This window comes from Methylocaldum sp. GT1BB, from assembly GCF_051027545.1.
Lineage (GTDB): Bacteria > Pseudomonadota > Gammaproteobacteria > Methylococcales > Methylococcaceae > Methylocaldum.
This window is the reverse complement of sequence record NZ_CP194902.1, coordinates 3,012,254-3,039,173: the sequence shown is the minus strand read 5'-3', so window position 1 is coordinate 3,039,173 and position 26,920 is coordinate 3,012,254. Positions and strand designations below refer to the sequence as shown.

Sequence of the window (26,920 nt, the reverse complement as noted above, 5' to 3'; positions counted from 1 at the left end):
AGCCGCCCCTGAGTAATTAGCTGGAGCGCAGCATTCCCCGTGTAAAACCCGCCACTCATAAGAGCCCATGGCCGCCAAAACCCTTTATGACAAATTATGGGACGATCACGTGGTTTACTCCGAACCGGACGGATCGACTCTCATTTACATCGATCGCCATTTGATTCACGAGGTAACCTCGCCGCAGGCCTTCGAAGGGCTGAGGCTCGCGGGCCGTAAGCCCTGGCGGGTTACAGCCAATCTGGCGACGGCCGATCACAACGTGCCGACGGCCGAACGCGAACATGGCCTCAGCGACCCCATTTCACGGCTTCAGGTCGAAACGCTGGACCGGAACTGCGCCGACTTCGGCATTACCGAATTCGGCATGAACGACGATCGCCAAGGCATCGTCCACGTGATCGGCCCCGAACAGGGTGCGACCCTGCCCGGCACGACCATCGTCTGCGGCGATTCCCATACCTCGACGCACGGAGCCTTCGGCGCTCTCGCCTTCGGCATCGGCACCTCCGAAGTGGAGCATGTGCTGGCCACGCAATGCCTGGTTCAGAAAAAAGCCAAGAACATGCTGGTCAAGGTGGAAGGGCAGCTCGGCCAAGGCGTCACGGCCAAGGACATCGTACTGGCCGTGATCGGCAGAATCGGCACCGCCGGCGGCACCGGATATACCATCGAATTCGCAGGATCGGCGATCCGCAGCCTATCGATGGAAGGACGCATGACCGTGTGCAACATGGCGATCGAGGCCGGAGCCCGAGCCGGACTGGTGGCCGTCGACGAGGTGACGATCGCTTATCTGAAAGACCGGCCTTATGCTCCGAAAGGGAATTTGTGGGACAAGGCGGTGGCGGCTTGGCGGCAACTTCGGAGCGACGAAGGTGCCGTATTCGACAAAGTGGTCGAGATCGATGCCGCCGCTATCAACCCCCAGGTCACCTGGGGCACTTCGCCCGAGTTGGTATTGCCCATCGATACCGCGATACCCAACCCTGAGCGGGAAACGGACCCCGTGAAACGTGAAAGCATGAAGCGCGCCCTGCAATACATGGATTTGAAGCCAGGCACGGCCATAACCGATATTCGCGTAGACAAGATTTTCATCGGTTCATGCACCAATGCCCGCATCGAGGACTTGCGCGCTGCCGCCGAGGTGGTCCGGGGCCATAAGCTCGCGAGCAACATCAAGCAGGCCCTGGTGGTTCCCGGATCCGGCTTGGTGAAACGTCAGGCGGAACAGGAGGGCCTCGACCGAATTTTCCGGGAGGCAGGTTTCGAATGGCGAGACCCCGGATGCTCCATGTGCCTCGCGATGAATGCCGATCGCCTGGAACCGGGCGAGCGCTGCGCGTCCACATCGAACCGCAACTTCGAAGGACGCCAGGGCTACGGTGGCCGCACCCATCTGGTGAGTCCCGCCATGGCGGCGGCGGCCGGTATCTACGGGCATTTTGTCGACATCCGTCAACTGCCGTCTCCCGCAAGCGAACCCAAAAAAGCACCGGCCAAGAAAGCGCCGGCGAAAACCGCCGCCGCATCGAGGACGAAATCGGCTGCTGCCGTAAAAACGTCCAAACCCGCCCCTACGACCCGAAATCAGTCTGCGCGAAAGAGGAAATCCGAGCAATGAAAGCTTTTCGCCGTTTCGCGTCCAGAGTCGCCCCTTTGGACCGCGCCAACATCGACACCGACGCGATCATTCCTAAACAATTCCTGAAATCCATTCGCCGCAGTGGTTTCGGTCCCTATCTATTCGACGAGTGGCGCTACCTGGATCGCGGCGAACCCGACATGGATTGCTCGTATCGCCCTTTGAACCCGGATTTCGTGCTCAATCAACCGTGCTACTTCAGGGCGCGAATTCTGTTGACGCGCGAGAATTTCGGCTGCGGCTCGTCGCGCGAACATGCGCCCTGGGCTCTGGCAGATTATGGTTTCCGCGTAATCATAGCCCCGAGCTTTGCCGATATTTTCTACAACAACTGCTTCAAGAACGGCATTCTGCCCATCGTACTCGATGCCGAAATCGTCGACCGCCTTTTCGAGCAAGCGGGTCCCGGCGTCGATCTCACCGTAGATCTGGAAACACAGACGATCGCCACCCATTATGGCGACAAAATCCATTTCGAAATCGATCCTTCGCGGAAATACCGCCTGCTCAACGGCCTGGACGACATCGGCCTGACCCTTCAGCATGCCGACAAGATCCGGGCTTACGAAGCGAGCCGCCGCCAAACCGCGCCTTGGCTGTTCCCGGAATACGCTTAGTTTCCAAAAAACAAAGAGAGACTCATCAATCGCATGACCAAGAAGATCGCAGTGCTGCCCGGCGACGGCATCGGCCCGGAAATCGTCGCCGAGGCATTAAAGGTGCTTGACTGCCTGAGACAGGAATTCGGGCTTGACATTGAAACTGAAGACGCTTTGATCGGCGGTGCCGCATACGACGCCAAAGGCACGCCGTTTCCGGAAGAAACCCTGACCCTAGCGAAAGCGGCCGATTCCGTGCTTTTGGGCGCGGTCGGGGGTCCGAAATGGGAACCGCTGGACTATTCGGTGCGACCGGAACGCGGCCTTCTGGGAATACGTGCCGAATTGGAACTGTTCGCGAATCTTCGCCCAGCGATTCTCTATCCCCAGTTGGTCGCCGCTTCGACGCTGAAACCGGAAGTGGTCTCGGGACTCGATATCATGATCATCCGCGAACTGACCGGCGGCATCTACTTCGGCAAACCGCGGGGCCGCCGCATCAATGAAAAGGGCGAACGGGAAGGCTTCAACACCTTGATTTACAGCGAATCGGAGATCCGCCGCATCGCCCATATCGCGTTCCAGATCGCTCAAAAGCGCAACAAACGGCTGTGCTCCATCGACAAAGCCAACGTGCTGGAGTGCACCGAACTGTGGCGCGAGATCGTGATCGAGGTCGGCCGCGAGTATCCGGACGTCCAGCTCAGCCATATGTATGTCGATAACGCCTCGATGCAGCTGGTGCGCGCGCCCAAGCAGTTCGACGTCATGCTGACCGACAATATGTTCGGCGATATCCTTTCGGACTGTGCCGCCATGCTGACCGGTTCCATCGGCATGCTGCCTTCGGCGTCGCTCGACAAAAACGGCAAGGGCATGTACGAGCCCATTCACGGTTCGGCACCGGACATCGCCGGCAAGGGCGTTGCCAACCCCATCGCCACCGTACTGTCGCTGGCCATGATGCTGCGTTACAGTTTCAACGATGCCGCCTCCGCAGACCGGATCGAAAACGCGGTGATAGCCGCTTTGGACGCAGGCTACCGAACCGCCGATATCTACTCCGAAGGCATGAAGAAGGTCGGAACCGCCGATATGGGCGATGCCATCGTATCCGCTTTACGATCATTGAACCGCTAATCCCGAACGAGTTTCCCCATGAGCAAGACTTACGATATTGCAGTATTGGGCGCCACCGGCGCGGTGGGCGAGACCATGCTGTCCATCCTGGAGGAGCGCAACTTTCCCGTTGGCCAGGTGTATGCCCTGGCCAGCGCACGCTCCGCCGGCCAGCGCGTGGAATTCAAAGGCGGCTATCTCACCGTGCAGGATGTGGCCGAGTTCGATTTTTCCAAGGCACAGATCGGCCTGTTTTCCGCAGGCGCATCGGTTTCCGCCGTTTACGCCCCTAAAGCTGCGGCAGCCGGCTGCGTGGTCGTGGACAACACCTCCTGTTTCCGCTACGAGACGGATATCCCCTTGGTCGTGCCGGAAGTCAATCCGGAGGCCATCGGGCAGTACAAGACCCGGGGAATCATCGCCAATCCGAATTGCTCCACGATTCAGATGCTGGTCGCTTTGAAGCCGATCTACGATGCTGTCGGCATCGAGCGAATCAACGTCTGCACCTATCAGGCGGTATCCGGAACCGGAAAAAAGGCCATCGAGGAACTCGGCAAGCAAACCGCTTTATTGCTTAACGGCAAACCGATCAACCCCGAAGTCTATCCGAAGCAGATCGCTTTCAACGCCATCCCCCAGATCGACGTCTTCATGGATAACGGCTACACCAAGGAAGAGATGAAGATGGTATGGGAAACCCGCAAAATCATGGGCGACGACAGTATCCAGGTGAACCCGACTACGGTGCGGGTACCCGTATTTTACGGCCACTCCGAGGCGGTCCATATCGAGACTCGGGAAAAAATCACCGCTGCGCATGCGCGGGAATTGCTCAGCCGTGCTCCGGGAGTGGCGGTGATCGACGAACACAAGCCCGGCGGCTATCCGACTGCGGTTACCGACGCAGCCGGGCACGATGCCGTTTATGTCGGACGCATCCGCGAAGACATTTCCCACCCGCGAGGTTTGGATCTTTGGGTCGTAGCCGACAACGTACGAAAAGGCGCGGCGCTCAACAGCGTACAAATCGCCGAGGTGCTGGCAAAAACATACATCTAGGCTAAGCTTTCCTTCAGCAATCTAGGCAGCTCCCGCCACCATGAATGGCGGGAACGATTGGACAAAGGAGCGGCAATAAGTGCGTAAGTTATCAAAAACCTTGGCGATGATGAGTCTACTGGCCCCAATGGGAGCGAGTGCGCTAGGTATTGGAGACATCAGGCTACGCTCCGCCCTGAATCAGTCGCTAAACGCCGAGATTCCGCTAGTTCTTTCCGGCGGGGATTCCCTGGCGGACGTCAAAATCGCTTTGGCGTCCCCGGAAGCGTTTGCCAAGGCCGGCTTGGAACGGCACTATTTTCTCACCAAACTGCGTTTTACCGCCGTGCAAAAACCCGATGGCAGCTATGCCATCGAGGTGAGTTCGAACGATGTCATGCACGAACCGTTCGTCAGCTTCTTGGTAGAGGTCAATTGGCCGCGCGGGCGCGTAGTACGTGAATATACCGTACTGCTGGACCCGCCTGCCACCTTCTCTGATCGCGCGCTCGTCGACTCACGATCTCCATCGGTATTCGAGCAACCGAACGATGACCACCCGCAAACTGCGGATGCCCAGGTTTCGCCCCGCAAGTCCCAGCCCCGTGCTTCGACGGCAAGCGCTTCATCCGAGTCTGAAAGTCCGATCCAAGGTTCTGAATACGGGCCAGTCAAAAGAGATTCCACGCTTTGGGAAATCGCCAAACAGGTAAATCGCGACCCAAGCATCGCTCAGGAACAAATGGTCGTCGCCCTTTACCGGCACAACCCACATGCGTTTTATGGAGACACGCCGGACACTTTGAAGGCAGGAGAAACGCTGAAAATTCCCGATCGCGAATTTGTTCTGCAATTCACCAGCTCGCAAGCGCGGGATGAGCTTTATCGATCAAGCAGTCGGACTGGGAAAGTCGCAAGCCGCAGTAACAAGGCACAGAGCTTGGGCGCTGTGACGGGCTCCGCGACACAGCCGACGCAAACTCAGCTCAAATTGTTAGCCGCATCCGATACCAAGACGAAAGATGAAGAAGCGGTCGCAGGAAGCACGGATGGCGCCGGGAAATCCAAGGGAGAAATTGCGCTCGAAATCGCAGAGACGCTCAAACAGGAAAACGAGGATCTCCGTTCCCGCCTGACTCAGCTCGAGCAGCAACTGACGGAGATGCATCGTCTCTTGACCCTGAAGAACGAACAGATTGCGCTGCTGCAAGAACCACAAGCACAACAACCTTCGGCCGAATCGGCGAAGAAAGAGCCCCCTAATCCGGAACAGCTAACAGCTCAAACGACACCGGCTCCGGAAGCACAGAAGCCGGCGGAGCCATCCACCCAGCCGGCGAATCCGCCGACTTCTCCAGAGACGGTTCCAGAAACGGCTCAAACACCCCAACCCACCGCCGTCCAGACCGAGCAGCCGAAGGTCGAGGCGCCTAAGCCCGTTCCTGCCGCGCCGCCGCAGCCTGAACAGAGCAGCATTTGGGACGACTTGTTCGATCAGCCGACCTATCTCGGTGCCGCAGCAGGAGGTCTGATGTTGCTGGCGGTCATACCATGGCTGCTTGCCCGTCGCCGTGCGGCCATGATCGAAGAGACCGAAAGCATCTTGCTTGCGACCGAGAAAGAAAACCTGCAAAAGGCGAAAAAAGCGGAGTCCAAATTCAACTCCACAATCTCGGAACCGACGACCGCTACAAAAACCTCTTTTCTGAGCGAATTCACGCCGAGCGATTTTGACGCCTTAGGAGCCGAGGCGGACGAAGTCGACCCGATTTCGGAAGCCGATGTATATCTCGCTTACGGCCGTTACAAGCAGGCGGAGGATTTGATCCGGAACGCGATAGAGCAGTACCCCGAACGAGACGAATGCAAGCTCAAGCTTCTGGAAATTCATTACGCCACCGAGAACCGAGAAGCTTTTGAGCGTTTCGCCCAGGAACTCAAAAGACAAGGTAAAGACGGCGATGCCGACTTCTGGGAAAATGTGGTTGAAATGGGACGGGAATTATGTCCCGGAAACTCGCTGTTTAGCGCGTCGCCATCGTCCAGCCGACCTTTGGCTCTTGATGCGAATGCAAGGGACATCCTGGGCTCTATCGATCTTACCGATGAACTCATCGAGGATCTGAAGCGCTTCGATAGCGAGGTGGCCGAAACATCGACATCCGCAGAGGAAAAGCGTGTTTCTCTCGACTTCAATTTCGATGCGCAAAACCCAGATGAAGATCAGGCAATCGCCGCCGAGCACCCCGTCATGGAATTCGATGTCGACGATCTTCGGAGCGAAACTCCTTCCGTCGTCACAGCTCAGCCTGAAGATGAATCTCCAGAACTCGAAAATCTCATCGTCTTTGAGACCGACAAGCCGGGGTCCAATTCCCGAAAAGAACCCGTAACACAGGGTTCGGAGAACAGCATTGACGATATCTTGCTCGAGCTAGCGGCCAATGCACAGCACAAAGACAAGCCGGAGTCTGACGACGCCTCATCCGGCAATGAAATGTTTGATTTCGATTTCAGTTCCTTCGGCCTTGAGGACTCTGAAGCCAACTCAAAGGAGCCCGAGAGTGAGCTGCCGAAACTTGACAACCTGATTGCTTTTGACGCGGGCAAACTGAAAGCTCATCCTGAAACTAAAACGCACGAAGAAGCGGATCAATCCATAGACGACCTATTGCATGAGCTGAATAAAAGCAGTGGACCGCAAGATGACGTATCCAAATCGGACCGCGTCGCGTCCATTTCGAATCTCGAAACATCGGATTTCAATTTCGAGCTTGACTTGGCTTCGTCTGTTCAAGCGGAAAGCGAAGCGCTAAACACGGAAAATCTGGAGAATCTTTCAGATGAAAACGAGGATCAGTACGCGCCGTTGACCGACATGGACCAGTTGGAAACCAAACTGGATTTGGCTAAGGCTTATGCGGACATGGATGATAAGCAGTCGGCGCTGGACATGCTCAAGGAAGTTCTGGAAATGGGCAATGAGCAACAGAAAACGGAGGCAAGAGCGCTGATGGGCAGATTAAGCATACAAGACGCTCAGCCGGAACCCATATCTCTCGCTAGCCCTGGCCGCCGGACCTAAAATAAACGCCTAAACCAAGAGTCGACTCCTTCCGGTGGATTCGACAGCCGACCGCATGGCGAAACGTCTGTCGGGGCAGAACCCGCAATAAACGGATAGCGAATCGCGCTGGGGCAGCTTTCATCTGATCTCAAGCCATTTGCACGATCGATCCAAACGAAATCGACGTTTTCGGGCGGCTCCAGCTCAAGCGACTCCTTACTCACTTTTTGCATGGTAGATGCCCAAACCGGTAACGCGCCCTGGGCGCCGGTTAGCTTTGCCGGCTGGTTGTCGTCACGCCCGACCCAGACTACGCCCACATAATCGCCGGTAAATCCAGCAAACCAACTATCTCTGAGATCATTGGTCGTTCCAGTTTTTCCGGCGCAGTCGAAATGGGAAGGCAAATAGGCATAGGCAAATTTCCCGGTACCCTCCCGCATGACTTCCTGCAGGATCGTATCGACCAAATAAACCGCCGCTGAATCGATTGACTGCTTGACACTGAGGCCGTATCGCTGCAGGGTCTTCCCCTCTTGTGAAACAACCGCCTGAATCGCCCTTAGCGGAACCACAAAGCCGTCGCTGGCCAGGGTTTGATACATTTGGGCGACTTCAAACGGGGTTAGCGAGGCGGTGCCCAGCAACAGCGACGGAACCAGCTCCACCGACTTCTCAACCCCTAATTTCCGTAAGGTTTCCGCGGTACGGGCAATCCCGACATCCATGCCTAAATTAACTGTCGCCAGATTAAAGGAATGCGCTAAGGCTTTATGCAAAGGAATTATGCCGTGCTCCCGATTATCGTAATTCTTCGGTGTCCACGGCCGGCCGCCGGGATTCCTGATCCGAACCTCCATGTCTTGCAGCGGCGACATCAGCGTGTAGCGTTGCGGATTCTCCAATGCCGTCAAATAAACGACGGGTTTATACAGTGAACCTATTTGGCGTTCTGCGTCCAATGCGCGATTGAACCCGGAATTCTGCGGGTCTCTTGATCCCATTAAAGCGGCTACTTCGCCGGTAGCGCGGCGAGTAAACACAACGGCGGTTTCCAGTTGCGTCGTCCGGGTCTGTTTGTCGAGCTTTTTCAGCGTTGTCTCGACGGCCGATTCAAGATAGTGCTGCGCGAATATGTCGAGTGTCGTGAAAAGCTGGAGCCCTTCCGAGGTCAAGTCTTCGGGACGATATTCCTGCTGCAACTGACGCTTGACCAAATCCAGGAAAGCCGGATAGCGGCTGATGGCTTGGTGCGGATTCTTCACCACATCCAGAGGCTTTGCCTTAGCCTCCTCGGCCTGGCTCGCTGCAATCTGCCCTTGTTCCACCATCTCGTCCAATACCAGGTCCCTACGCTTCCTTGCCTTTTCCGGCCATCTAAACGGGTCGTAATAGGATGGCCCTCGCACCAGAGACACCAACAGAGCAACATGATGCAGTTCCAGCTCTTCCAGCGATCGGCTGAAATAGTACTGGCTGGCCAAACCGAACCCGTGTATCGCTCGGGCACCGTCTTGACCGAGATAAATTTCATTTAGATAAGCTTCCAGAATTTCATCCTTGGAATAACGCGCCTCCAATACCAATGCCATGACCAGCTCGTTAAGCTTGCGCCACCAGGTGCGCTCAGAGCTTAGAAAAAAGTTCTTTACCAGCTGCTGAGTCAAGGTGCTGCCTCCCTGCACGATTCCCCCCGCGCGAATGTTGGCCCACATCGCCCGAAGAATGCCGCGAGGCGAAATTCCGAAATGCTCGTAGAAATCCCGGTCTTCCACCGAGAACAGGGCCTTTAAGAGAAGCTCCGGCGCTTGATTGAGCTTGATCAATATACGATCTTCCTTCAGAGCCGGATAAAACGTCCCGATTTGGACCGGGTCCAAACGAAACAATGCCAGGGGCTTGGCGTCTTCGGGGTCGCTAACCGAACTTATTTGCCCGGCATCGAATCGCACCCGTATGTTGCGAGAGTTTTCTAGTTTGTCCCAGAACCGAAAATCGCGCGTCTTCAGCGTATACTCGGCCCCCTTCCTGAAATAAGTACCCTGCGATGACAAGCTCGGATCGTTTCTGTATTTCAGCTGCTCCAATAACCATTCGAGCCGATCGGCACTCATCTCGTAACCGGCGAACAACTCGACGGGGCTGGCGTAAACCCGGGCCGGCAAAGACCAGCGCTTACCCTCGAATTGCTGACGGACCGTGTGGTCCACATAGGCCAGATATCCGACGATGATCGCGATCACGAAGGGAGACAAATACAGTGCGATGCGCCGAAATGACGCGTTCAGAAAAGACAAGATGGACGACCGTTTTTTGCGTGGCGTCTTGCCGCGTCTGGTGTTTTGCATGGGATAAAAAATATGCCCGTCAGGACTTAATCAACTGGACCGGAAACTAAAAACAGCGGATTCGGCTAGGCAGCTTGAGTCGACTGCGAAGAACCGGCGATCTCGTTAATCGAGATAGTCGTTTTGTCGAGTAGATGGGGTTCCGGCTTACCGATCAGATAACCTTGGACATAATCTATGCCGAGCGTTTTTAAGAGAGAAAGAACCTTCGGGTTTTCCACAAATTCGGCGATGGTCCTTTTTCCCAGCTTCCGAGCGATATCGATCATTGCCTTGACAAGTACCTGGTCTGTTTCATCATGAAGCAGGTTTTTTATGAACTGTCCATCGATTTTCAAATAATCGACTGGAAACTTTTTGATGTAATCGAACGAACTAAAGCCAGCACCAAAGTCATCCAAGGCAAAATGGCATCCCAGCGCCCTTATGCGGGCAATCATTTCCCGAGTTTGCTGATAATTCGCGACAGTCGCGGTTTCGGTAATCTCGAATGCAAGCCGAGACGCGGAGATCCAGGTCATTTCCAATTTTTGTTTAATCAGGGGTAACAAGGACTGATCTTGAAATGCAACACCCGACAAATTTATCGTTAGACTGACATGCGACTGGTGTTCCGGCAGAGAGGCCAGGAAATCGATTGATTTATCGACCACCCACAGGTCGATATGGTGAATCAAACCCATGCGCTCGGCGACCGGAATGAATTCTCCCGGCGAGAATATATCCGAACGCTTGCCCCTCATCCGGATCAAGACCTCGTAGTGCGTAATGGCACCGTCCTTGACCCTGACAACCGGCTGAAAAACCAGAAAAAACCGATTTTCCATCAAGGCTTCCCGGATCAGCGGAACCCATAAGATGTCGCTTCGCCGCGTGCAAGCCTCGGTATCTTTGTCGTTATACAACTGAACCATGTTACGCCCGTTCGCCTTCGCTGCGTAACAGGCCTGATGCGCTTCGGCAATCAGCACACTCGGATGACTGGCCATCCTCCGCGATTCCAGCAGGGCCACACCGATACTGGCCGATATGTGATAACTGTCTTGTCCGGTAACGAAGCGAAAACCATCCATGGCTTGGCGGAGCCGTTCAGCGATGGACAATGCCTCCTGCTGTTTGACGTTTTCTAGAAAGATACAAAACTCGTCAGCTCCGATCCTGGCTGCGATGTGGTCCGAATCGAGCGTGCCGTGCAACAGGCTGACCGTCTCCACTAATAAACGATCGCCGGTCTCGTGTCCCTCAAGATCATTGATCATGTTGAACCGATCAAGATCCAGGTACAGCAATGCACCTTCCTGATCGAAGTTCCGGCACCGGTGGATGGCTAGCTGAAGTTTCTTTTCCAAGCTCCGGCGATTTGCAAGGCCGGTCAACTCATCGTGGGCCACGAGATATTTGAATCGGGCCTCCATGATTTTGCGTTCGGAGAGTTCGTTTAAAAGTTGCTCTTCTTGGCTACGTCTCAGGTGACGCTCGTTTCTGAGTATCAAACTCATGTTAACCAAGGGGATAAAATCGCGTCCGCGAATAGGCTTGGTAATCAGACTGACGCCTTGCCTGCTCAGCTGGGTTAGGCGGCGTACTTGCGTGCTGTCCAATTCGACCGATTCTTCAGTAAAAATGATAGCGGGAATGCCGATTCCCTCGTCTATCGAGGAAAAAGACAGGCAAAACTCGTCAATCTGACATTCGGGCAGGCTACTATTAAGAATAATAAGTCCGATTTCTTCAGGGCTCCGCTGGAATTTTCTCAATTGCTCAAGAAGTTCTCTTCCATTAGAGACCGCTACGAAATTCACGAAACCGGCTTCGGATAGGATTAACTCGACTTGGGCACGATGACGCTCATTATGCTCACCGATAATAATTAACTTTTCGCCGAACTGGTTGGTTGGCGTCATAGCACCCGATAAAAACCTGAAGCTCAGTTAGAATAAAGGAGGCAATTGGAACTCGCGTCACATATAAAGTCTTCCATGAACCAACTGTGATATAGATGCCACTTATCGGCGTATCAGTCAAATCAAATTAACGACAGGATAGTATTAGGTATGCGCATCAAGAGCTAAAGCGATGTATGCATTCACCCCGCTTAGCGTCCGCGTAATTTTGAATGGGAACGTGCAATTAGCTTCCCCGCCGGAGTTATTCTTAAAACTGAATGAACTACTGGATAACCCGGGGGCCGATCTGCGCGATGCCGGCACACTGATTGAAAATGATCCTGGTCTCACAGCAAGGCTGCTACGGGTCGTCAATAGCGCCTTTTATGGAATTCCGACCAAAGTCACCTCCATTCATCGTGCACTCAATATCGTCGGCATCCACGAAATTCGGAGTTTGGTATTAACTACTTTAGTGATCGATAAATTTTCATCTTTAACGAATACCTTGATGACAATGAAGGAATTCTGGGCCATGAGCGTGCGCTGTGCGCTATTGGCAAGATTATTCGCGAGTTGTCATCCCTTTGGCGAACGTCTAAAGGCCGTATTTCTATGTGGACTATTACATGAAATAGGGCGATTGGTCGTATATCACCGCCTTCCGGAATTGGCCCGTGCCGCGGCACTTTTAGCGGAATCGGAGAACATAAGCTATCAGGAAGGAGAAAGACGAGTTATCGGATTCGACCATTATCAGGTCGGCGCCGAATTGGCTCGGCTATGGAAGCTGCCGGAGATCATCGCCGTGACTATCGAGCACCACGATACGCCGGAAAATGCCGACGTGTTCAGTTGCGAAGCAGCCCTGGTCGCTCAGGCACAATCCTTTGTTTATTCACGCTATTCTAATCATGCATCACGCGACACCACAGTAACCGACATGGACAAGCCGAGTCTTTTCGGCACTGACATCGCAACTGCGAATGAGTTGGCCCAAAAACTCGACGAACAATTCAATCAAGTATTCAAGCTTATTTATGCCGGTTGAGCGACTTTTATCTTTTACCGCAAGTGCTCTGTAATCAAACCAGCCAGGACGCGGCCATGTTCCGGACTATCGTTCAGCGCGGGGATTAACCGATACTGGGCACCACCCGCTCTTTCAAAGACCTCCTTGTTGGTAATGCCGATCTCCTCCAAGGTTTCCAAGCAGTCCACGGCAAATCCCGGGCAAACGACATCGACGTCCTTAACGCCCTTTTGCGGCAGTGCTTTTAGCACATCGACGCAATAAGGCTGAAGCCACCGCCCCGGGCCGAAACGGGACTGAAAAACTAACTGCCAAGCATTCTCCGGAAGCTTCAGTTCAGCCGCGATCAGCTTTGCGGTCGTACGACATTGCTCATGGTAAGGATCGCCTAGGGAGCGGCTTCGTTCCGGTAAACCGTGAAATGAAAACAACAAAAAATGAGGTCCGCCATTGTCGCGCCAGAAATCTTCGATTCGGTTCGCCACAGCCCGGATATACGCCGGATAATCATGATAGTCGCTGACGAATCTGGTCTCCGGAACATATCTCCAATTCTTCAACACCGAGGCGACCGCATCGAATACGGTCCCGGTACTCGGTGACGAATACTGGGGATACAACGGCAAAATCAGAAGTCCATCGACCCCGGCGCTATTCAACTTCTCCAATTTTTCCCGAATTCCGGGTTTACCGTAGCGCATCGCCACCTCTACCACGATTTCCCCAGCCATTCTCGCCGAGATCTCGGCTTGCACCGATCGAGTCAAATCCGTGCTGAACACCAGTAACGGGGAGCCTCTGTCGGTCCAGATCGACCGATACGCTCGTGCCGACTTGGATGGCCGCACCCGCAAAATCACGCCATGAAGGATCATCCACCAAATTGGCCTCGGCAGTTCCACGACACGGGAGTCCCATAGGAACTCGCCCAGATAGCGTCGGACTGCGGCCGTGGTTGGAGCCTCGGGCGTACCCAGATTGACCAAAAGCACACCCCAACGGTGGGATTTCCCTGCTTCTGTCACGCTATTTTCTGTTGATAAGATCCAGAAACTCCGAACGGGTACTGATTTGTTTGCGGAACAAACCCAGCATGGATGAGGTGGTCATAACCGAGTTTTGTTTCTCGACGCCTCGCATCATCATGCACAGATGCTTGGCTTCGATTACTACGGCAACCCCCGCGGGATCGATCGCGGTCTGAATGGCGTCCGCAATTTGTTTGGTCAATCGCTCCTGGATCTGAAGACGGCGAGCGTACATTTCGACGATGCGCGCGATCTTGGAAAGCCCGATCACCTTACCCTTAGGCAGATAAGCGACATGGCATTTACCGATGAACGGCAGAAGATGGTGCTCGCACAATGAATACAATTCGATGTCCTTCACGATCACCATATCCTCCGTATCCGCCTCGAAAACGGCATTATTGAGGACACGCTCGAGGCGCTGATTGTAGCCGCTATTGAGAAAACGAAAAGCCGCCGCCGCCCGCTTAGGCGTATCCACTAGTCCTTCTCGGGTAATATCCTCCCCAAGAGATTGTATGATTTGGGAAAAAAGATGCTCCATTACGTTTTGCATGATTGATGTCGCTAATAGTGATCGGTAAGTATATCGCGCAGGAATGCGCCATGTCTTTCTCGATCAAACGCATATTGACTCTTCGCAATAGCGGGTGGCTTCGAGAAGCACATCCGCTCCCGCATTTGCTTTCGTCGCATGCTGGCTAAGATGCCGACGCCATGCCCGCCCGCCGGGCATACCGTGATACAACCCTAAAATGTGCCGAGCGATGGCTTGTAAACGTACGCCCCGCCCCAATTCCGTTTCGACATACGGCAACAGCGCTTCGACCACTTGACGCCGGGAGCGGACCGGACGGTCATCGCCGAAAAATCGCCGGTCGGCCTCTGCAAGCAAGTACGGTTGATGGTAGGCCGCTCGTCCTATCATCACACCGTCGAACCGCTCAAGATGCAGCCCCGCCTGATCCAGATCGACGATACCGCCGTTCAGGATGATTTCGAGTGCCGCATAATCGTCTTTGATTCGATCGACCACATCGTATCTTAGCGGTGGTATTTCCCGGTTCTCCTTAGGCGATAAGCCTTTAAGCCACGCTTTTCTGGCATGGATGACAAAGGTGTGACAACCGCCGGACGAGACGATCTCGACGAAGCGCGCGAGATCCTCATAGGAGTCCTGCTCATCGATGCCTATTCGGGTTTTGACGGTGATCGGAAGCGATACGGCACCGGCCATCGCGGCCACGCACTCGGAAACCAACTCGGGGTCGGCCATCAAGCATGCACCGAACCGCCCATTCTGCACCCGATCGCTCGGGCATCCGACATTGAGATTAATCTCATCATATCCATACGCTTCGGCAATTCTCGCACACTCGGCAAGATCCGAAGGGTTGCTGCCGCCTAATTGAAGCGCCAACGGCTTTTCGGCGGGGTGGAAGCCGAGCAAGTGGTCGCGATTCCCGAACAAAATCGCACCGGCGGTGACCATTTCGGTATAAAGCAGCACCCGCCGAGAAATTAGGCGTACAAAATAGCGAAAATGCCGATCCGTCCAATCCAACATCGGGGCTATGCTCAAAACTCTCTGCATATGGATGGTCGTCTTAAGGAAGTGGAAAACAGGCTGTAGCCTTAAGGATTGATTAGCAAGCGATTACCGGTAGAATGAATCGCGGCTTTTTCGACAAAAATACAATGGGAATTTCTTAGATCGGGACTGTGAAAGCCACTCCTTGTTTCCAGCCAGGACACACTAGACTGTAGCTATTTGTCGCATTCGATGTTCAGAGTATCGTGTCGGAATTTAACTTCTTTGACCTTAACACTTGATAAGTCATGAAATCGCGGCCGGCCGATTTCGAACGGATACTCTCCAATTTGCACGCGTTAAGGCGTTACCCGTCCGAACCTCTTCTTATCGATCATATTCAAAATAGTTTCGAGTCGCTGACCCAAATTCATAACGCGAGGGAAACCCGTTACCGCGCCCTTGTTCAACAACTTCTCCGTTATGTTGAACAGTTGGTTTCCGACAGAAGCCAGTGGCTCGCGCGACGAATCGAGTTTCTCCAAACTCTGCTCAGTCCGTCTTTATCCTTAGCGGAATTAAACACCTTAATTAAAGGCGTTGAAGACCTCAAACATTCTTTGTTCCATTCCAATTTTGCCTTTTCCGATCGAATCATAGGAGACCATGAACCCTCGCCCGACAAACCGGACGTGATTGCACAAAGGGCTAAGGCCACAGAAATCCATGTGACGACTTCCGAAAAGACATCACATAACACGGACCCCGCGCCGCCGCCTCGCGAAGGACAAAGCGTAGGAATGGCCGAAATCCACAAGTCGTTGACGGCAAGCCTTAACGAAGTTGATGATGCAAATCTACATTCCGGCCAGTTGCTGAAGAATATCGCTCAGGCGTTGAGCCATCCCGAAAATTTTTTGCTCACCGATACGGCGCGATCTGGACTTCTAAAGCAGACCGACGCTTTGTTAAACGAACATCAACATCAGGCCAAACAAATCGACATTATCCGAGCTTATCTCGATTTGCTGGAGACGAATAATCGAAAGACCGATCTGGAATTCACACGAGTTCGCCAACTGAGCCTTACGGATGAATTAACCGGGCTTTCCAATCGGCGAGCCTTCTTGAATCGGCTGGAGGATGAGATCGGACGCGTGCAACGTTACTACACCCCTTTGGCCTTGGCCATGGTGGACCTCGACGGATTCAAGGAAATCAATGACCGTTACGGCCACGCTGCAGGCGATGAAGTTCTCAAAATTTACGCCCAAAAAATCCTTCCTGCATTTCGCCGTCACGACCACGTAGCCCGTTTCGGCGGCGAAGAGTTCATCGTACTGCTTCCCAACACCGAGCTGGATGGCGCTTTATGGGCGCTCAAGAAAATTCAGGCGCAGGTCCACCGAACCACGTTTTCAATTGGCGGCACGGCCATGGCTTTGCCGACTTTCTCCGCCGGCATCACCGTGTACGTGTCAAACGAATCGGCGGATTCCTTCATCAGGCGGGCCGACTCTGCAATGTATCGCGCCAAGGGGATGGGAAAAAACCGGATCGAAGCCGAGCATGTCAAAAAGGGGCATCACGAGAATCGTGACTCGTCGAATACCTAAATATTCCTGAGGTCCAGACCAGGCATCAATCGCCGGGCTTCTTTGCCAGCATCGGAACAGCGGTCATTCCCGAGTGGAGGCGATACGCCCGACTCCGCTGTCTCAACCAATAGCCACTGATGAGAACAGTGGTCGTTGCGAGACTGGCGGCACAAAAGTAAAGCAGGTTCTTTACCTGCAAAACCTCATCCATAAGCTCTTCGTTACGGACTACTCCCGAACCGGGTAACCGCCGGAAACGGGAATGCTCGATCTCGGTGTTGTCGAACGCATTGGCTCCGCCGGCTTCGGCATAACCTTCCAACAGCACCAGATCGCTCTTTAATTGCTCAAAGGCCTCGAGATCCGCGGAACTGACCGCTCCCGCCTCAATGTTCTTCTGAAGGGTTTTAAGTCTCATTTCGACCGATTCGGCCAAGAGAATGCCGAACTTGCGTTGCAGCGCTTCCATTTGCTGGTTGATCGCCTTGATCCGGGCGTGACCTTCCGTTGGACCGGCTACCGTGGTTTCAAGACGCGTCGATAAATAATAGAGAATGACCAACGAACAGAGACAAACCGCAAGCAAGGCGACAAGCACTTGCGGAGCTCGCCACCAAGCGGCCGACACTGGATACCGAACCGTAGTCCCGGCGCGCAATGCTGGCGCAGTCGTCGACTCGCTCTGATATCTTTCGTACACCCCATCTCCTCCGCTATGCTGCCCCAGCTATCGCGAACCATCGTTATATTTGATTTGGGCCCCGAGCATTCTCTACACCACGCGCCATCTCGATTACGACGGAATGCGAGAAAGCGGACCAGTTGTTCGATTCGATAGCTGTTCAACTATGGCAGAATAAGCCCTATGGGTCAATTGATAAGCGCGACGATACCATCGCCCGCTTCATCTCGCTCACCGCTCGCTCCAGCCCGACGAACAGCGCCCTCGCCACGATGGAATGCCCGATATTGAGCTCCTCGACTTGGGGAATGCGGCAAATTTCCCCTACGTTGTGATAATTCAATCCATGCCCCGCATTCACTCTGAGGCCGATTCCGGATGCATACTCTGCCGCCCGTGCTAAGCGGTGAAACTCATCTTTACTTTCCTTGTTCGAAGCGGCATCGGCATAGTGGCCCGTGTGTAATTCGATCACGGGAGCACCGGTTTTCGCTGCCGCTTCGATCTGCCGAAAATCGGCGTCGATGAACAGGGAGACCTCCACCCCGGCTTCGCCCAGCGTTTCGCAAGCGGCACGAATTCGTTCGAAATTTCCGGACACATCCAGACCACCCTCCGTGGTCAATTCTTCGCGTCGCTCCGGAACCAGGCAGCACGCTTGTGGCCGCACGGTTTTTGCGATAGCGACCATCTCATCGGTTACCGCCATTTCCAGGTTTAGACGGGTCTCGATCATCTCTCGCAACAATCCGATGTCTCTGTCCTGAATATGCCGGCGATCCTCGCGAAGATGAGCGGTAATACCGTCGGCGCCAGCTTGCTCCGCGAGCAAGGCCGCCTGGATCACTTCGGGGTATTTGGTACGCCGAGCCTGTCGAATGGTGGCGATATGATCGATGTTTACGCCGAGTAAGATAGGGCGAGAGGTCGTCATCATGGTCTGCTTTTTGTGACTTGCTTGAAAAAGTCCCGGCTTTTAAGAGATTTTCCGTTGAGATAATAATTGATTACTCGTCGCATCAGATGCTTCGCCTCTTGAAGTTCATCCGGATCGTTCAGCGTCTTCCGATCCAATGCAAGCAAGGTGGCGCCTCCGACCGAATCCGCAGCCCTTTCATCGTTCTCTACCGGACCTTCCTCAATTCTGTACACATATCTTTTTGCCGGATCGATCGGTTGCCCGGACGTTGCCTCCCGATCAAAGGCCATACCGTAACCCATCTCGCCCAGCAGAGAGACTTCGAATAATCTTAGAATCCGTTCCATGCCGTCATCTGCCGCGAGTTGATCCAAGGTATTCCGATATAGATCGAATACTTCCGGATGAGGATCGCGGGAAGGGAGAAAATTGAGAAGCAACTCGTTCACATAAAATCCGCAGAACAGCTTGGGCCCGCTCAACTTGATGCTGGTTCCTCCGATGGATTCCGCAGCCGTCAAGACTGGTAGATCGCCTTTTCCCGCCCAGGAAAGACGCAATTGAACGAATGGCTGAAGTAGAGAATGCAATCCTCTTTTGCTCTTGCGCGCACCTTTTGCCAGCAGGCGAAGGCGACCGAAATCCAATGTAAATACGTCGAGAAGAAGGCTTGATTCGCGATAAGGTCTACTGTGAAGGACGAATCCGTTCTGCAGCGAGATGCGGCCTTGGAAGTCCCGAGAAGCACCCTTGCTCGCGTCATTCGCTGTAGCCGAGGCTGTGCAAAGCACGCTCGTCATCCGACCAACCTTTCTTGACCTTAACCCAAAGCTCCAGGTAAACCTTGCAATCGAGCAAACGTTCCAGTTCATGCCGCGCCCGCTCGCCGACCTTCTTGAGCACTTCGCCGCTGCGGCCGATGACGATTGCCTTCTGACCCTCGCGCTCGACCCAAATCACCGCACTGATTCGCGTCAATCCGCCCTCGAGCTTGAATTGCTCGATCTCCACCGTCAGCGCATGAGGCACCTCCTGGGACAGCGAACGAAGCAATTTTTCCCGAATGACTTCGGCGGCAAAAAAACGCTCCGGCTTGTCGGTGATTTGATCTTCCGGATAAATCGGTTCGCCCTCCGGCAAGAGTTCGATGATCTTCCGCTCCAAAACGTCCAGATTCGTGCCCTTTAAGGCGGAAACCGGAACCAAATCGGCAAACGAGTGGCGAGCCGCCGCCTCTTCCATAAAAGGCAATAAAAGCGCCTTATCCTCGAGCCTGTCGACTTTATTGATGACCAAGATGACAGGCACCCCTGCAGACTTGATCCTCTCCAGGACCAACTCGTCTTCGGAAAGCCACATCGGTCTGTCGATGAGCCAGACAATCACATCGACGTCAAGCAGGGCGGAGACCGCTGCGCGGTTGAGGTAGCGATTCATCGCCCGCTTTTGGCTGGCATGAATGCCCGGAGTATCGACAAAAACAATCTGTCCGTCTCTGGTGGTCTTGATACCGCAAATCCGATGCCGCGTCGTCTGCGGCCGGCGGGACGTGATGCTGATTTTTTGTCCGACCAGATGATTGAGGAGGGTAGATTTACCGACGTTCGGGCGCCCCACGAGCGCGACAAAGCCTGCTTTCATGGTTTGAGCCCCAGTTTTTCCGCCAGCACAGTCAGCATCTTTTCTGCCGCTTGCTGTTCGGCCTTTTTCCGGGAAGGCCCTACGCCCTCGCAGGAAACCGGGATCAGCGACACGCGGCACTCCACGCAAAAGCTCTGGTCGTGCGGCTGACCGATGACCGTTTTGAGGGTATAGGTAGGCAATTCGAGTCCTCGCGCTTGCATCAATTCTTGTAATCGGGTCTTCGGATCCTTTTTCCAATCCCGCAGCGAAAGACGGTCTATCGGCTCGGCAAAGAGGTTTAAAATCCACTCCCGACAGGCATCCATCCCTTGATCGATAAGCAGAGCGCCAATGACGGCCTCCAGCGCGTCGGACAAAATCGAGTCGCGCCGATATCCGCCGCTCTTCAATTCGCCCGACCCCAGAACTAAGTAATCCCCCAGATTTAATTTACGCGCCAATTCCGCCAAAGAGCTTTGATTCACGAGAGTCGCGCGCAACCGGCTGAGCACGCCTTCGTCCGCCTCCGCGAACTTGTCATAAAGCCTTTCCGCGATCACAAACCCGAGCACGGAGTCGCCCAAAAATTCGAGCCGCTCATTGTTCTCGCTCTCAGCACTCCGATGAGTCAAGGCTCTCTTGACCAAGGCGGGATTCTTGAAATGCAAGCCCAGTTTTTTGGCGATCTTTTCCGGTTCCAAAATCACGAGTCCACCGGCGGGATACGAGTTAAGCACATAACGACCTGTCCGAGTGAGTGACAGCTCGGAGAAACAACCGATTTATGCGGGTCCGCGTCATTTGACGCGGATGGCAAGCACACAGAAAGCAGTAACTAGAAACGCTCTTCATCAATTCGATCCGACCTCGATAAGATCGTTAAAGTGCAGCAAAGCATCCACGTTTCCAAAAAGATGCTCGGCGACGTCATAAGCTATTTCAATCTTTAGATAAGATCCCTCCTTAATGATCTTCACATCTTTGGTCGATACCCGTTCGACCATGTTGATCTCCCAGCGTTTCTGCAGGAGAGTCAAGATTTCGTCTCTGGTTTTCGAAGCGAGATCGTTATCTTTCTTGAGCGATTCAAGCGACGACACGATCTTATAGTGCTCCAGATACACCGGGCCGATCTTGAGTACAAGCAAGGAGAAAAAACCGATTAAGAATAGAACGAACAAAAAGCCGATAAGCGTCAGACCGCTCTGCCGGGAAGGGACATTAGCCATTTTCGCGTACTCCGGGAGTTTTCGGATAGTTTCGGTACTAGAACCACTAATTCAATATAGTACCGAGACGATCAAATGCGATGCCGCCGTTCTCCCAGTCCCAACTCATCCAAATGAAAAACGCTTTTCCGACTAAATGGCTTTCCGGCACGGTACCCCAGTACCGGCTATCGTTGCTGTTGTCGCGATTATCGCCCATGACGAAATACTGACCTTCGGGTACCGTAAATTCCCCCTGCACCGAAGGTTGGCCTTCTCGAATCAGGATGTCGTGATTAACCCCTTTCAAGTCTTCGCTTAAAAGGCGCGCACCGTTCATGACGCTGCCCTGCCCCACGCCTTGATATTCGGCGATGGCTGTTTGCTTGATGGCTTCTCCGTTTACGTAAAGCTGTTTGTTGTAATACGCGATGCGGTCGCCAGGCAAACCGATAACCCGCTTGATGTAATCCACCTTCGGGTCTTTCGGAAAACGGAATACCACGATATCGCCCCGCTCAGGCTCGCCCATCTCGACGATCTTCGTGTTCAAAACCGGAAGACGAATACCGTAGGTGTATTTATTGACGAGAATGAAATCGCCGATGAGCAGAGTCGGCATCATGGAACCCGAAGGGATACGGAATGGCTCCACCAAGAACGATCGCAGCAAAAGTACGATCAGAACGATCGGAAAAAACGAACGAGCATATTCCACGATAATCGGCTCTTTCGCCGAAGCCGTAGCCGGCTGAAAGCGCCGCAGCAACGCGTAACCGCCCCAAATGATCCCGGTCAGGGCGGTAGCCATGACCAAAAAAAACGAAAAATCGAAATCCATAAGCTGGGTCTTTTGTTGTTTTTCGGTACTAGGTATCTTTGTTTACGCGCAAAACCGCCAAAAACGCTTCCTGCGGAATGTCGATCTTCCCTACCTGCTTCATTCTTTTTTTACCGGCTTTCTGCTTTTCCAGCAGCTTCTTCTTACGGGTAATATCACCGCCGTAACACTTGGCCAGCACGTTCTTGCGCATCGCCTTGACTGTGGACCGAGCGATGATCTTCGAACCAATAGCGGCTTGAATGGCGACTTCGAACATTTGTCTCGGAATAAGATCCTTCATTCGCTCCACGAGATCTCGCCCCCGAGTTTGACTGATATCCCGATGCACGATCAAAGACAGCGCATCCACACGCTCTCCGTTGATGAGAATGTCCAGTTTGACCAGCGGCGCCGCCTGAAAGCGCCTGAATTCGTAATCGAACGAAGCGAATCCGCGGCTGACCGACTTCAGACGATCGAAGAAGTCCAATACGATCTCGCTCAAAGGCAATTCGAAGCTGAGCGATACCTGCCCGCCCATGTACTGCATCTTTTTCTGTATGCCGCGCTTTTCGACGCAAAGCGTCATCACCGCGCCCAAATAATCCTGCGGCACCAGAATATTGGCTTCGATGATCGGTTCGCGGATTTCTACGATTTCGTTGGGCGGGGGCAGCTTGGACGGGTTGTCGATCAGAATCGTCTCGTCGTCCGTTTTGAGCACCTCGTAAACGACGGTCGGCGCTGTCGTGATCAAATCGAGATCATACTCTCGCTCCAGCCGCTCCTGGATGATCTCCATGTGCAGCATGCCGAGAAACCCGCACCGAAAACCGAACCCTAAAGCCTGCGACGTTTCCGGCTCGTACTGCAGCGCGGCATCGTTAAGATGCAGCTTGTTCAGCGCCTCCCGAAGATTCTCGTAATCGTCGGATTCAACAGGATAGAGCCCTGCGAACACTCTCGGCTGGACTTGCTGGAACCCCGGCAGCGGGGCCTGGCAAGGGCGATCGGCCGCGGTGATCGTGTCGCCCACCGGCGCACCGAAAATATCCTTGATACCGGCCACAACGAACCCTACCTCGCCGGTTTGGAGTGTCTCCTTATCGAAGGACTTTGGGGTAAAGACGCCCAGCTTTTCCACCAAGTGGCTCTTTCCGGTGGACATGATGAGGATCTTCTGTTTCCGGGAGATGGAACCGTTAACCACTCGCACCAGCGAAACGACTCCCAGATAGTTGTCGAACCAGGAGTCGATGATCAGCGCTTGCAAAGGCCCCTCGGGATCTCCCTTGGGCGGAGGCACCTTGCTTACCAGCTGTTCAAGAAGATCATTGACACCGAGGCCGGTTTTCGCGCTGATTTTCAAGGCTTCGTCGGCCGGCAACCCGATAATCTCCTCGATCTCCTTGCAAACCCGCTCGGGTTCGGCCGACGGCAAGTCGATCTTGTTCAGCACGGGAATGACTTCCAGGCCCTGCTCGATCGCCGTATAGCAGTTCGCTACGCTTTGCGCCTCCACCCCCTGCGCTGCGTCGACCACGAGCAGGGCGCCTTCGCAGGCCGCCAATGATCGGGACACTTCGTAGGAGAAGTCCACATGACCGGGCGTATCGATCAAGTTGAGCTGGTAGGTCTCGCCATCCTTGGCCTTATAGTTGAGCGTTACGCTTTGAGCCTTGATGGTGATGCCGCGTTCCCGCTCGATGTCCATCGAGTCGAGCACCTGGTTGAGCATCTCGCGATCGCTAAGTCCTCCGCAAGTCTGGATGAATCGGTCTGCCAAGGTCGACTTGCCATGGTCGATATGAGCGATGATGGAAAAGTTACGAATATGCTGCTGATCAGCCACGGCCTCAATCCTTGAGCTTCAAGGCCAGGAACAATGAGCCGCCGCGTCGCTGGACCAGCACCGCAAGCGATTTGCCTTTTGGCAACTCCTTCACAACCTCATTGAAATGGTTTACGTCTTTGACGACTTGGTCCTGAATACGAAGAATCACATCGCCACGGCGTATACCCGCATCGTAGGCGGGCCCCGGGTTGACCGCTTGTACCAGCACGCCATGCCGCGGAACTTCCAATTGTTCTCGCTGCTCCACCGTCAAATTGGATACGCTAAGCCCCAAACGGTCGAACGTCTGAGCCCCCGGAGCCTCCTCGGCCCCCAAGAGCACTCCCTCATCCTCGGGCAAGGTGCCAATTTTGATCTTTACATCACGGGTCGAACCTTGACGGATGATTTTGACCGCTGCCGTTTCCCCCACTTTGGTCATACCTACCATTGGCGGTAGCGACGACGAACCAACGACCTCCTGTCCGTTGAACTCGATAATGACGTCACCGACCTGGATGCCTCCCGCCTCGGCTGGACTCTTCGACAATACTCTAGATACCAGAGCTCCCTGCGGCTTCTTCATCCCGAAAGATTCGGCCAACTCGCGCGTGACGTCCTGTACCTGCACGCCCAGCCAGCCCCGCGACACATGGCCCTGCGATTTCAATTGTTCGACCACCTGCATGGCGACTTCGATCGGAATAGCGAACGACAATCCCATGAAGCCGCCGGTACGGCTGTAAATCTGAGAGTTGACGCCGACCACCTCGCCCTCGAGATTGAACAAAGGGCCACCGGAGTTGCCCGGATTGATGGCCACGTCGGTCTGAATGAAAGGCACATAGTTATCGCTCGGGAGACTTCGGCCCTTGGCGCTGACGATGCCCGCCGTCACCGAATGATCGAAGCCGAAGGGTGAACCGATAGCCAATACCCATTCACCCACTTTCAGTTTATCGGCCGACCCCATTCTTACGACTGGCAAATGATCAGCCTCTATCTTCAGCAACGCGATATCGCTGCGCTTATCCGATCCGACGACTTTGGCCACCAATTCTCGGCGATCTTGCAATCGCACGACGATTTCGTCGGCATCCTTGACAACGTGGTGATTGGTCAAGACATAACCATCGTCCGAAACGATGAAGCCCGATCCCAAAGATTTCACCTCACTCGGCTGGCCACCACCTTCGCCAAAGAAGCGACGAAAGAAATCGTCAAATGGCGTTCCTTCCGGTATTTCGATCCCTTCCGGCAACTGGGGCTCAGTAGCGCTCACTTTCTGAGAGGTACTAATATTTACGACCGCCGCGCTGTTTTTCTCGACTAAGCCGGTGAAGTCGGGAAGCTGAGCAAGGACTCCCTGAGACGAAAGCCCTATGAGAAGGAAACAAAGCACGAGGGCTATCCACCTGGTTTTAAGCATACGAAACTCCCAAGTCTTCACGGACCTAAGCATGGATTTAAAAGCGGATTTGATATCAGCTAAGTTTACGGAGTATCACGGGGTGCAGTTTTTCGCGAGAAAGAACCCCTGTGAACTTCAAAAGGACAAAAGACAAAATCAGGCCAGTTACGCCTCCGAATGCGCTGGCCCCGTCGCTGGAAATAGCTGGTCTTAGCGAGGACGCGACGATGTCTCCCAATACCGCGCCAAAAAATAAGCCCAACAAAGGAATCAAGTATGCCCATAGGGACCCCTTTACCAGGGCGTCCTCCTGAATTCCGAGCACAACACGATCACCCACATGAACTTCGATTGGGGAAAATACCTGTAACCGAATTTTCGGTGCCCCGAGGTACTCGTCCACCACGCCAGACGCGCATTGCTGCGAACATCCGCCACACGCCGATTTGCGCGGCTTTTCGACCCAAACTTTTTCGGCTTCCGTGTGTAAGACGACTGCTTCTTCCTCAATCATGGGCGTCATTCACTTGAAGATGCACGCCCCCTGCGATGGCTTGCACGGTTTTGGCGGGAACTTCGCCCATCACGGTGACCAGATAGCGATCGATCTTACGAGAATGCGCATTTATGGCACCGACTTTCTTCTGATGTCCCTTGACGATATCGCCTCCTAACTCATCAATGTAAATTGAAACAGAAGAAAAACCGTCACTCAACAAGATATGTTCTACCGGATGCTCTGTCGGCGTACGAATCAGCCGAGTATACGAAATCATTTGAAACCCATCTGGCACGCTTCTAAGCGCCCATTTCAACGACCTGAGCGGCATCGCCTCACGCCGATTAACCTGCCAAGTAAAAGCATCGACCTTTGTGGATGCATTCAGTTCGGAGTCCGGGATGATTTCCTCGATACTCAGCGACGTGAACATCATCTGCTCGACCGCCTGGCCATTTTCGCCGATTAGCTCGAATTTGAGCGGCAACTTGGATTCCAAATCCACCCAAATCCGGCGAGCGTACCGAAAGTCATCTCGCGGCTCAATACTGATGACCTGTGACAAGCGCTGCGCAACGTATTCCTGCGCCTCAAGCTTAAAATCGTAATGTCGTGAAAGTTGTTTCAAGTCCTCTGGCAACTCCAGCAAAACCGAACGTCTTGGCGGTTTATTTTCGACAAAGACCGTTTTGGTGTCGGGAAAGTAGCAAGACACTTTTTCTGCATTTCGGACGACTTCCCGCAAGGGAGTGTTCATCGACACCAACCGTTCGTGCTCCGTACCCCCTGTAAACGCATGAACTAGCTGAAAGCTCTCGACGTGTTTATCTTTGAGATAAGCCACTACTCCCCGATAATTCAACTGAGTCACGGCTTGACGCATATCCATTAGCCAACGGACGGCATCACCATGGCGAGGTTCGCCGGTTCCGCCCAAAGCTTCGGCTGCAAACATCATTAGACAAATCTGCCATGCCAAAACTCGGCGTATGCGGAGCATGTCCACAGAGAGCGCAAAAAGTG

At 53.9% G+C, this 26,920-nt stretch carries 23 protein-coding genes; 7 read left to right on the top strand and 16 right to left on the bottom strand.

The window, feature by feature from the left end:
• Nucleotides 1-67: 67 nt before the first annotated feature.
• From leuC to ACR2TX_RS15020, 5 genes are all read left to right on the top strand, one after another.
• Complete coding sequence (leuC, locus tag ACR2TX_RS15040; protein WP_077729202.1) at nucleotides 68-1,627, top strand: 3-isopropylmalate dehydratase large subunit; 1,560 nt, start codon at nucleotides 68-70, stop codon at nucleotides 1,625-1,627.
• The gene (gene leuD / locus ACR2TX_RS15035) at nucleotides 1,624-2,265 is read left to right on the top strand and encodes a 3-isopropylmalate dehydratase small subunit (RefSeq protein ID WP_077729203.1); all 642 of its coding nucleotides are present in this window, start codon (nucleotides 1,624-1,626) and stop codon (nucleotides 2,263-2,265) included. Before leuC ends, leuD begins: the two co-directional genes overlap by 4 nt.
• 33 nt (nucleotides 2,266-2,298) lie before the next feature.
• Nucleotides 2,299-3,387 (top strand): 3-isopropylmalate dehydrogenase, encoded by a 1,089-nt coding sequence (gene leuB / locus ACR2TX_RS15030; RefSeq protein WP_133716818.1) that lies wholly within the window; start codon nucleotides 2,299-2,301, stop codon nucleotides 3,385-3,387.
• Nucleotides 3,388-3,405: 18 nt separating this feature from the next.
• On the top strand, nucleotides 3,406-4,428 hold the full coding sequence (locus tag ACR2TX_RS15025) for an aspartate-semialdehyde dehydrogenase (RefSeq protein WP_133716819.1): 1,023 nt from the start codon (nucleotides 3,406-3,408) through the stop codon (nucleotides 4,426-4,428).
• Between the two features lie 283 nt (nucleotides 4,429-4,711).
• A complete protein-coding gene (locus ACR2TX_RS15020) occupies nucleotides 4,712-7,492 on the top strand; it encodes a FimV/HubP family polar landmark protein (protein WP_434129958.1) in 2,781 nt (926 codons plus the stop codon).
• On the opposite strand, the gene mrcB is transcribed toward ACR2TX_RS15020, so the two are convergent.
• Both mrcB and ACR2TX_RS15010 read right to left on the bottom strand, forming a co-directional pair.
• A complete protein-coding gene (gene mrcB, locus ACR2TX_RS15015; RefSeq protein WP_086135436.1) occupies nucleotides 7,489-9,822 on the bottom strand; it encodes a penicillin-binding protein 1B in 2,334 nt (777 codons plus the stop codon). The two genes, ACR2TX_RS15020 and mrcB, sit on opposite strands and share 4 nt — an antisense overlap.
• Nucleotides 9,823-9,887: 65 nt before the next feature.
• The gene (locus ACR2TX_RS15010) at nucleotides 9,888-11,726 is read right to left on the bottom strand and encodes a putative bifunctional diguanylate cyclase/phosphodiesterase (RefSeq protein WP_077729208.1); all 1,839 of its coding nucleotides are present in this window, start codon (nucleotides 11,724-11,726) and stop codon (nucleotides 9,888-9,890) included.
• A 172-nt stretch (nucleotides 11,727-11,898) separates the two neighbouring features.
• On the opposite strand from ACR2TX_RS15010, the gene ACR2TX_RS15005 reads away from it, so the two are divergent.
• A complete protein-coding gene (locus ACR2TX_RS15005) occupies nucleotides 11,899-12,759 on the top strand; it encodes an HDOD domain-containing protein (RefSeq protein WP_077729209.1) in 861 nt (286 codons plus the stop codon).
• A 14-nt stretch (nucleotides 12,760-12,773) separates the two neighbouring features.
• Here the strand turns inward: ACR2TX_RS15005 and hemH are convergent, their stop codons facing one another.
• From hemH to dusA, 3 genes are all read right to left on the bottom strand, one after another.
• Nucleotides 12,774-13,766, bottom strand: a complete 993-nt coding sequence (gene hemH, locus ACR2TX_RS15000) for a ferrochelatase (RefSeq protein ID WP_434129956.1) — start codon at nucleotides 13,764-13,766, stop codon at nucleotides 12,774-12,776.
• 1 nt (nucleotide 13,767) lies between these two features.
• The gene (folE, locus tag ACR2TX_RS14995) at nucleotides 13,768-14,325 is read right to left on the bottom strand and encodes a GTP cyclohydrolase I FolE (protein ID WP_077729211.1); all 558 of its coding nucleotides are present in this window, start codon (nucleotides 14,323-14,325) and stop codon (nucleotides 13,768-13,770) included.
• Nucleotides 14,326-14,388: 63 nt separating this feature from the next.
• Nucleotides 14,389-15,363: a tRNA dihydrouridine(20/20a) synthase DusA gene (gene dusA, locus ACR2TX_RS14990; RefSeq protein ID WP_077729212.1), complete on the bottom strand. Its 975-nt coding sequence runs from the start codon at nucleotides 15,361-15,363 to the stop codon at nucleotides 14,389-14,391.
• A gap of 287 nt (nucleotides 15,364-15,650) precedes the next feature.
• Between dusA and ACR2TX_RS14985 the strand changes: the two genes are divergently transcribed.
• Nucleotides 15,651-16,916, top strand: coding sequence for a GGDEF domain-containing protein (locus ACR2TX_RS14985; protein WP_347257522.1), 1,266 nt, complete (start codon nucleotides 15,651-15,653; stop codon nucleotides 16,914-16,916).
• A gap of 25 nt (nucleotides 16,917-16,941) precedes the next feature.
• Here the strand turns inward: ACR2TX_RS14985 and ACR2TX_RS14980 are convergent, their stop codons facing one another.
• The 11 genes from ACR2TX_RS14980 to ACR2TX_RS14930 form a co-directional block, all read right to left on the bottom strand.
• Nucleotides 16,942-17,598, bottom strand: coding sequence for a hypothetical protein (locus tag ACR2TX_RS14980; protein WP_133716826.1), 657 nt, complete (start codon nucleotides 17,596-17,598; stop codon nucleotides 16,942-16,944).
• A 163-nt stretch (nucleotides 17,599-17,761) separates the two neighbouring features.
• On the bottom strand, nucleotides 17,762-18,514 hold the full coding sequence (gene pdxJ / locus ACR2TX_RS14975; RefSeq protein ID WP_086135516.1) for a pyridoxine 5'-phosphate synthase: 753 nt from the start codon (nucleotides 18,512-18,514) through the stop codon (nucleotides 17,762-17,764).
• Complete coding sequence (gene recO / locus ACR2TX_RS14970) at nucleotides 18,514-19,299, bottom strand: DNA repair protein RecO (RefSeq protein WP_347257528.1); 786 nt, start codon at nucleotides 19,297-19,299, stop codon at nucleotides 18,514-18,516. Before recO ends, pdxJ begins: the two co-directional genes overlap by 1 nt.
• Nucleotides 19,259-20,140: a GTPase Era gene (gene era, locus ACR2TX_RS14965; protein WP_434129954.1), complete on the bottom strand. Its 882-nt coding sequence runs from the start codon at nucleotides 20,138-20,140 to the stop codon at nucleotides 19,259-19,261. The genes recO and era overlap by 41 nt, the downstream gene beginning before the upstream one ends.
• On the bottom strand, nucleotides 20,137-20,829 hold the full coding sequence (gene rnc / locus ACR2TX_RS14960) for a ribonuclease III (protein WP_086135515.1): 693 nt from the start codon (nucleotides 20,827-20,829) through the stop codon (nucleotides 20,137-20,139). The genes era and rnc overlap by 4 nt, the downstream gene beginning before the upstream one ends.
• Before the next feature lie 144 nt (nucleotides 20,830-20,973).
• The gene (locus ACR2TX_RS14955) at nucleotides 20,974-21,351 is read right to left on the bottom strand and encodes a DUF4845 domain-containing protein (RefSeq protein WP_077729217.1); all 378 of its coding nucleotides are present in this window, start codon (nucleotides 21,349-21,351) and stop codon (nucleotides 20,974-20,976) included.
• Nucleotides 21,352-21,397: 46 nt separating this feature from the next.
• Nucleotides 21,398-22,171 (bottom strand): signal peptidase I, encoded by a 774-nt coding sequence (gene lepB, locus ACR2TX_RS14950; RefSeq protein ID WP_077729218.1) that lies wholly within the window; start codon nucleotides 22,169-22,171, stop codon nucleotides 21,398-21,400.
• Between the two features lie 28 nt (nucleotides 22,172-22,199).
• Nucleotides 22,200-24,005, bottom strand: coding sequence for a translation elongation factor 4 (lepA, locus tag ACR2TX_RS14945; RefSeq protein ID WP_077729219.1), 1,806 nt, complete (start codon nucleotides 24,003-24,005; stop codon nucleotides 22,200-22,202).
• A gap of 4 nt (nucleotides 24,006-24,009) precedes the next feature.
• Nucleotides 24,010-25,416 (bottom strand): DegQ family serine endoprotease, encoded by a 1,407-nt coding sequence (locus ACR2TX_RS14940; protein ID WP_077729220.1) that lies wholly within the window; start codon nucleotides 25,414-25,416, stop codon nucleotides 24,010-24,012.
• A 55-nt stretch (nucleotides 25,417-25,471) separates the two neighbouring features.
• Nucleotides 25,472-25,912, bottom strand: a complete 441-nt coding sequence (locus ACR2TX_RS14935; RefSeq protein ID WP_168175369.1) for a SoxR reducing system RseC family protein — start codon at nucleotides 25,910-25,912, stop codon at nucleotides 25,472-25,474.
• The gene (locus ACR2TX_RS14930; RefSeq protein WP_168175370.1) at nucleotides 25,905-26,855 is read right to left on the bottom strand and encodes a MucB/RseB C-terminal domain-containing protein; all 951 of its coding nucleotides are present in this window, start codon (nucleotides 26,853-26,855) and stop codon (nucleotides 25,905-25,907) included. The genes ACR2TX_RS14935 and ACR2TX_RS14930 overlap by 8 nt, the downstream gene beginning before the upstream one ends.
• Between the last annotated feature and the right edge of the window lie 65 nt (nucleotides 26,856-26,920).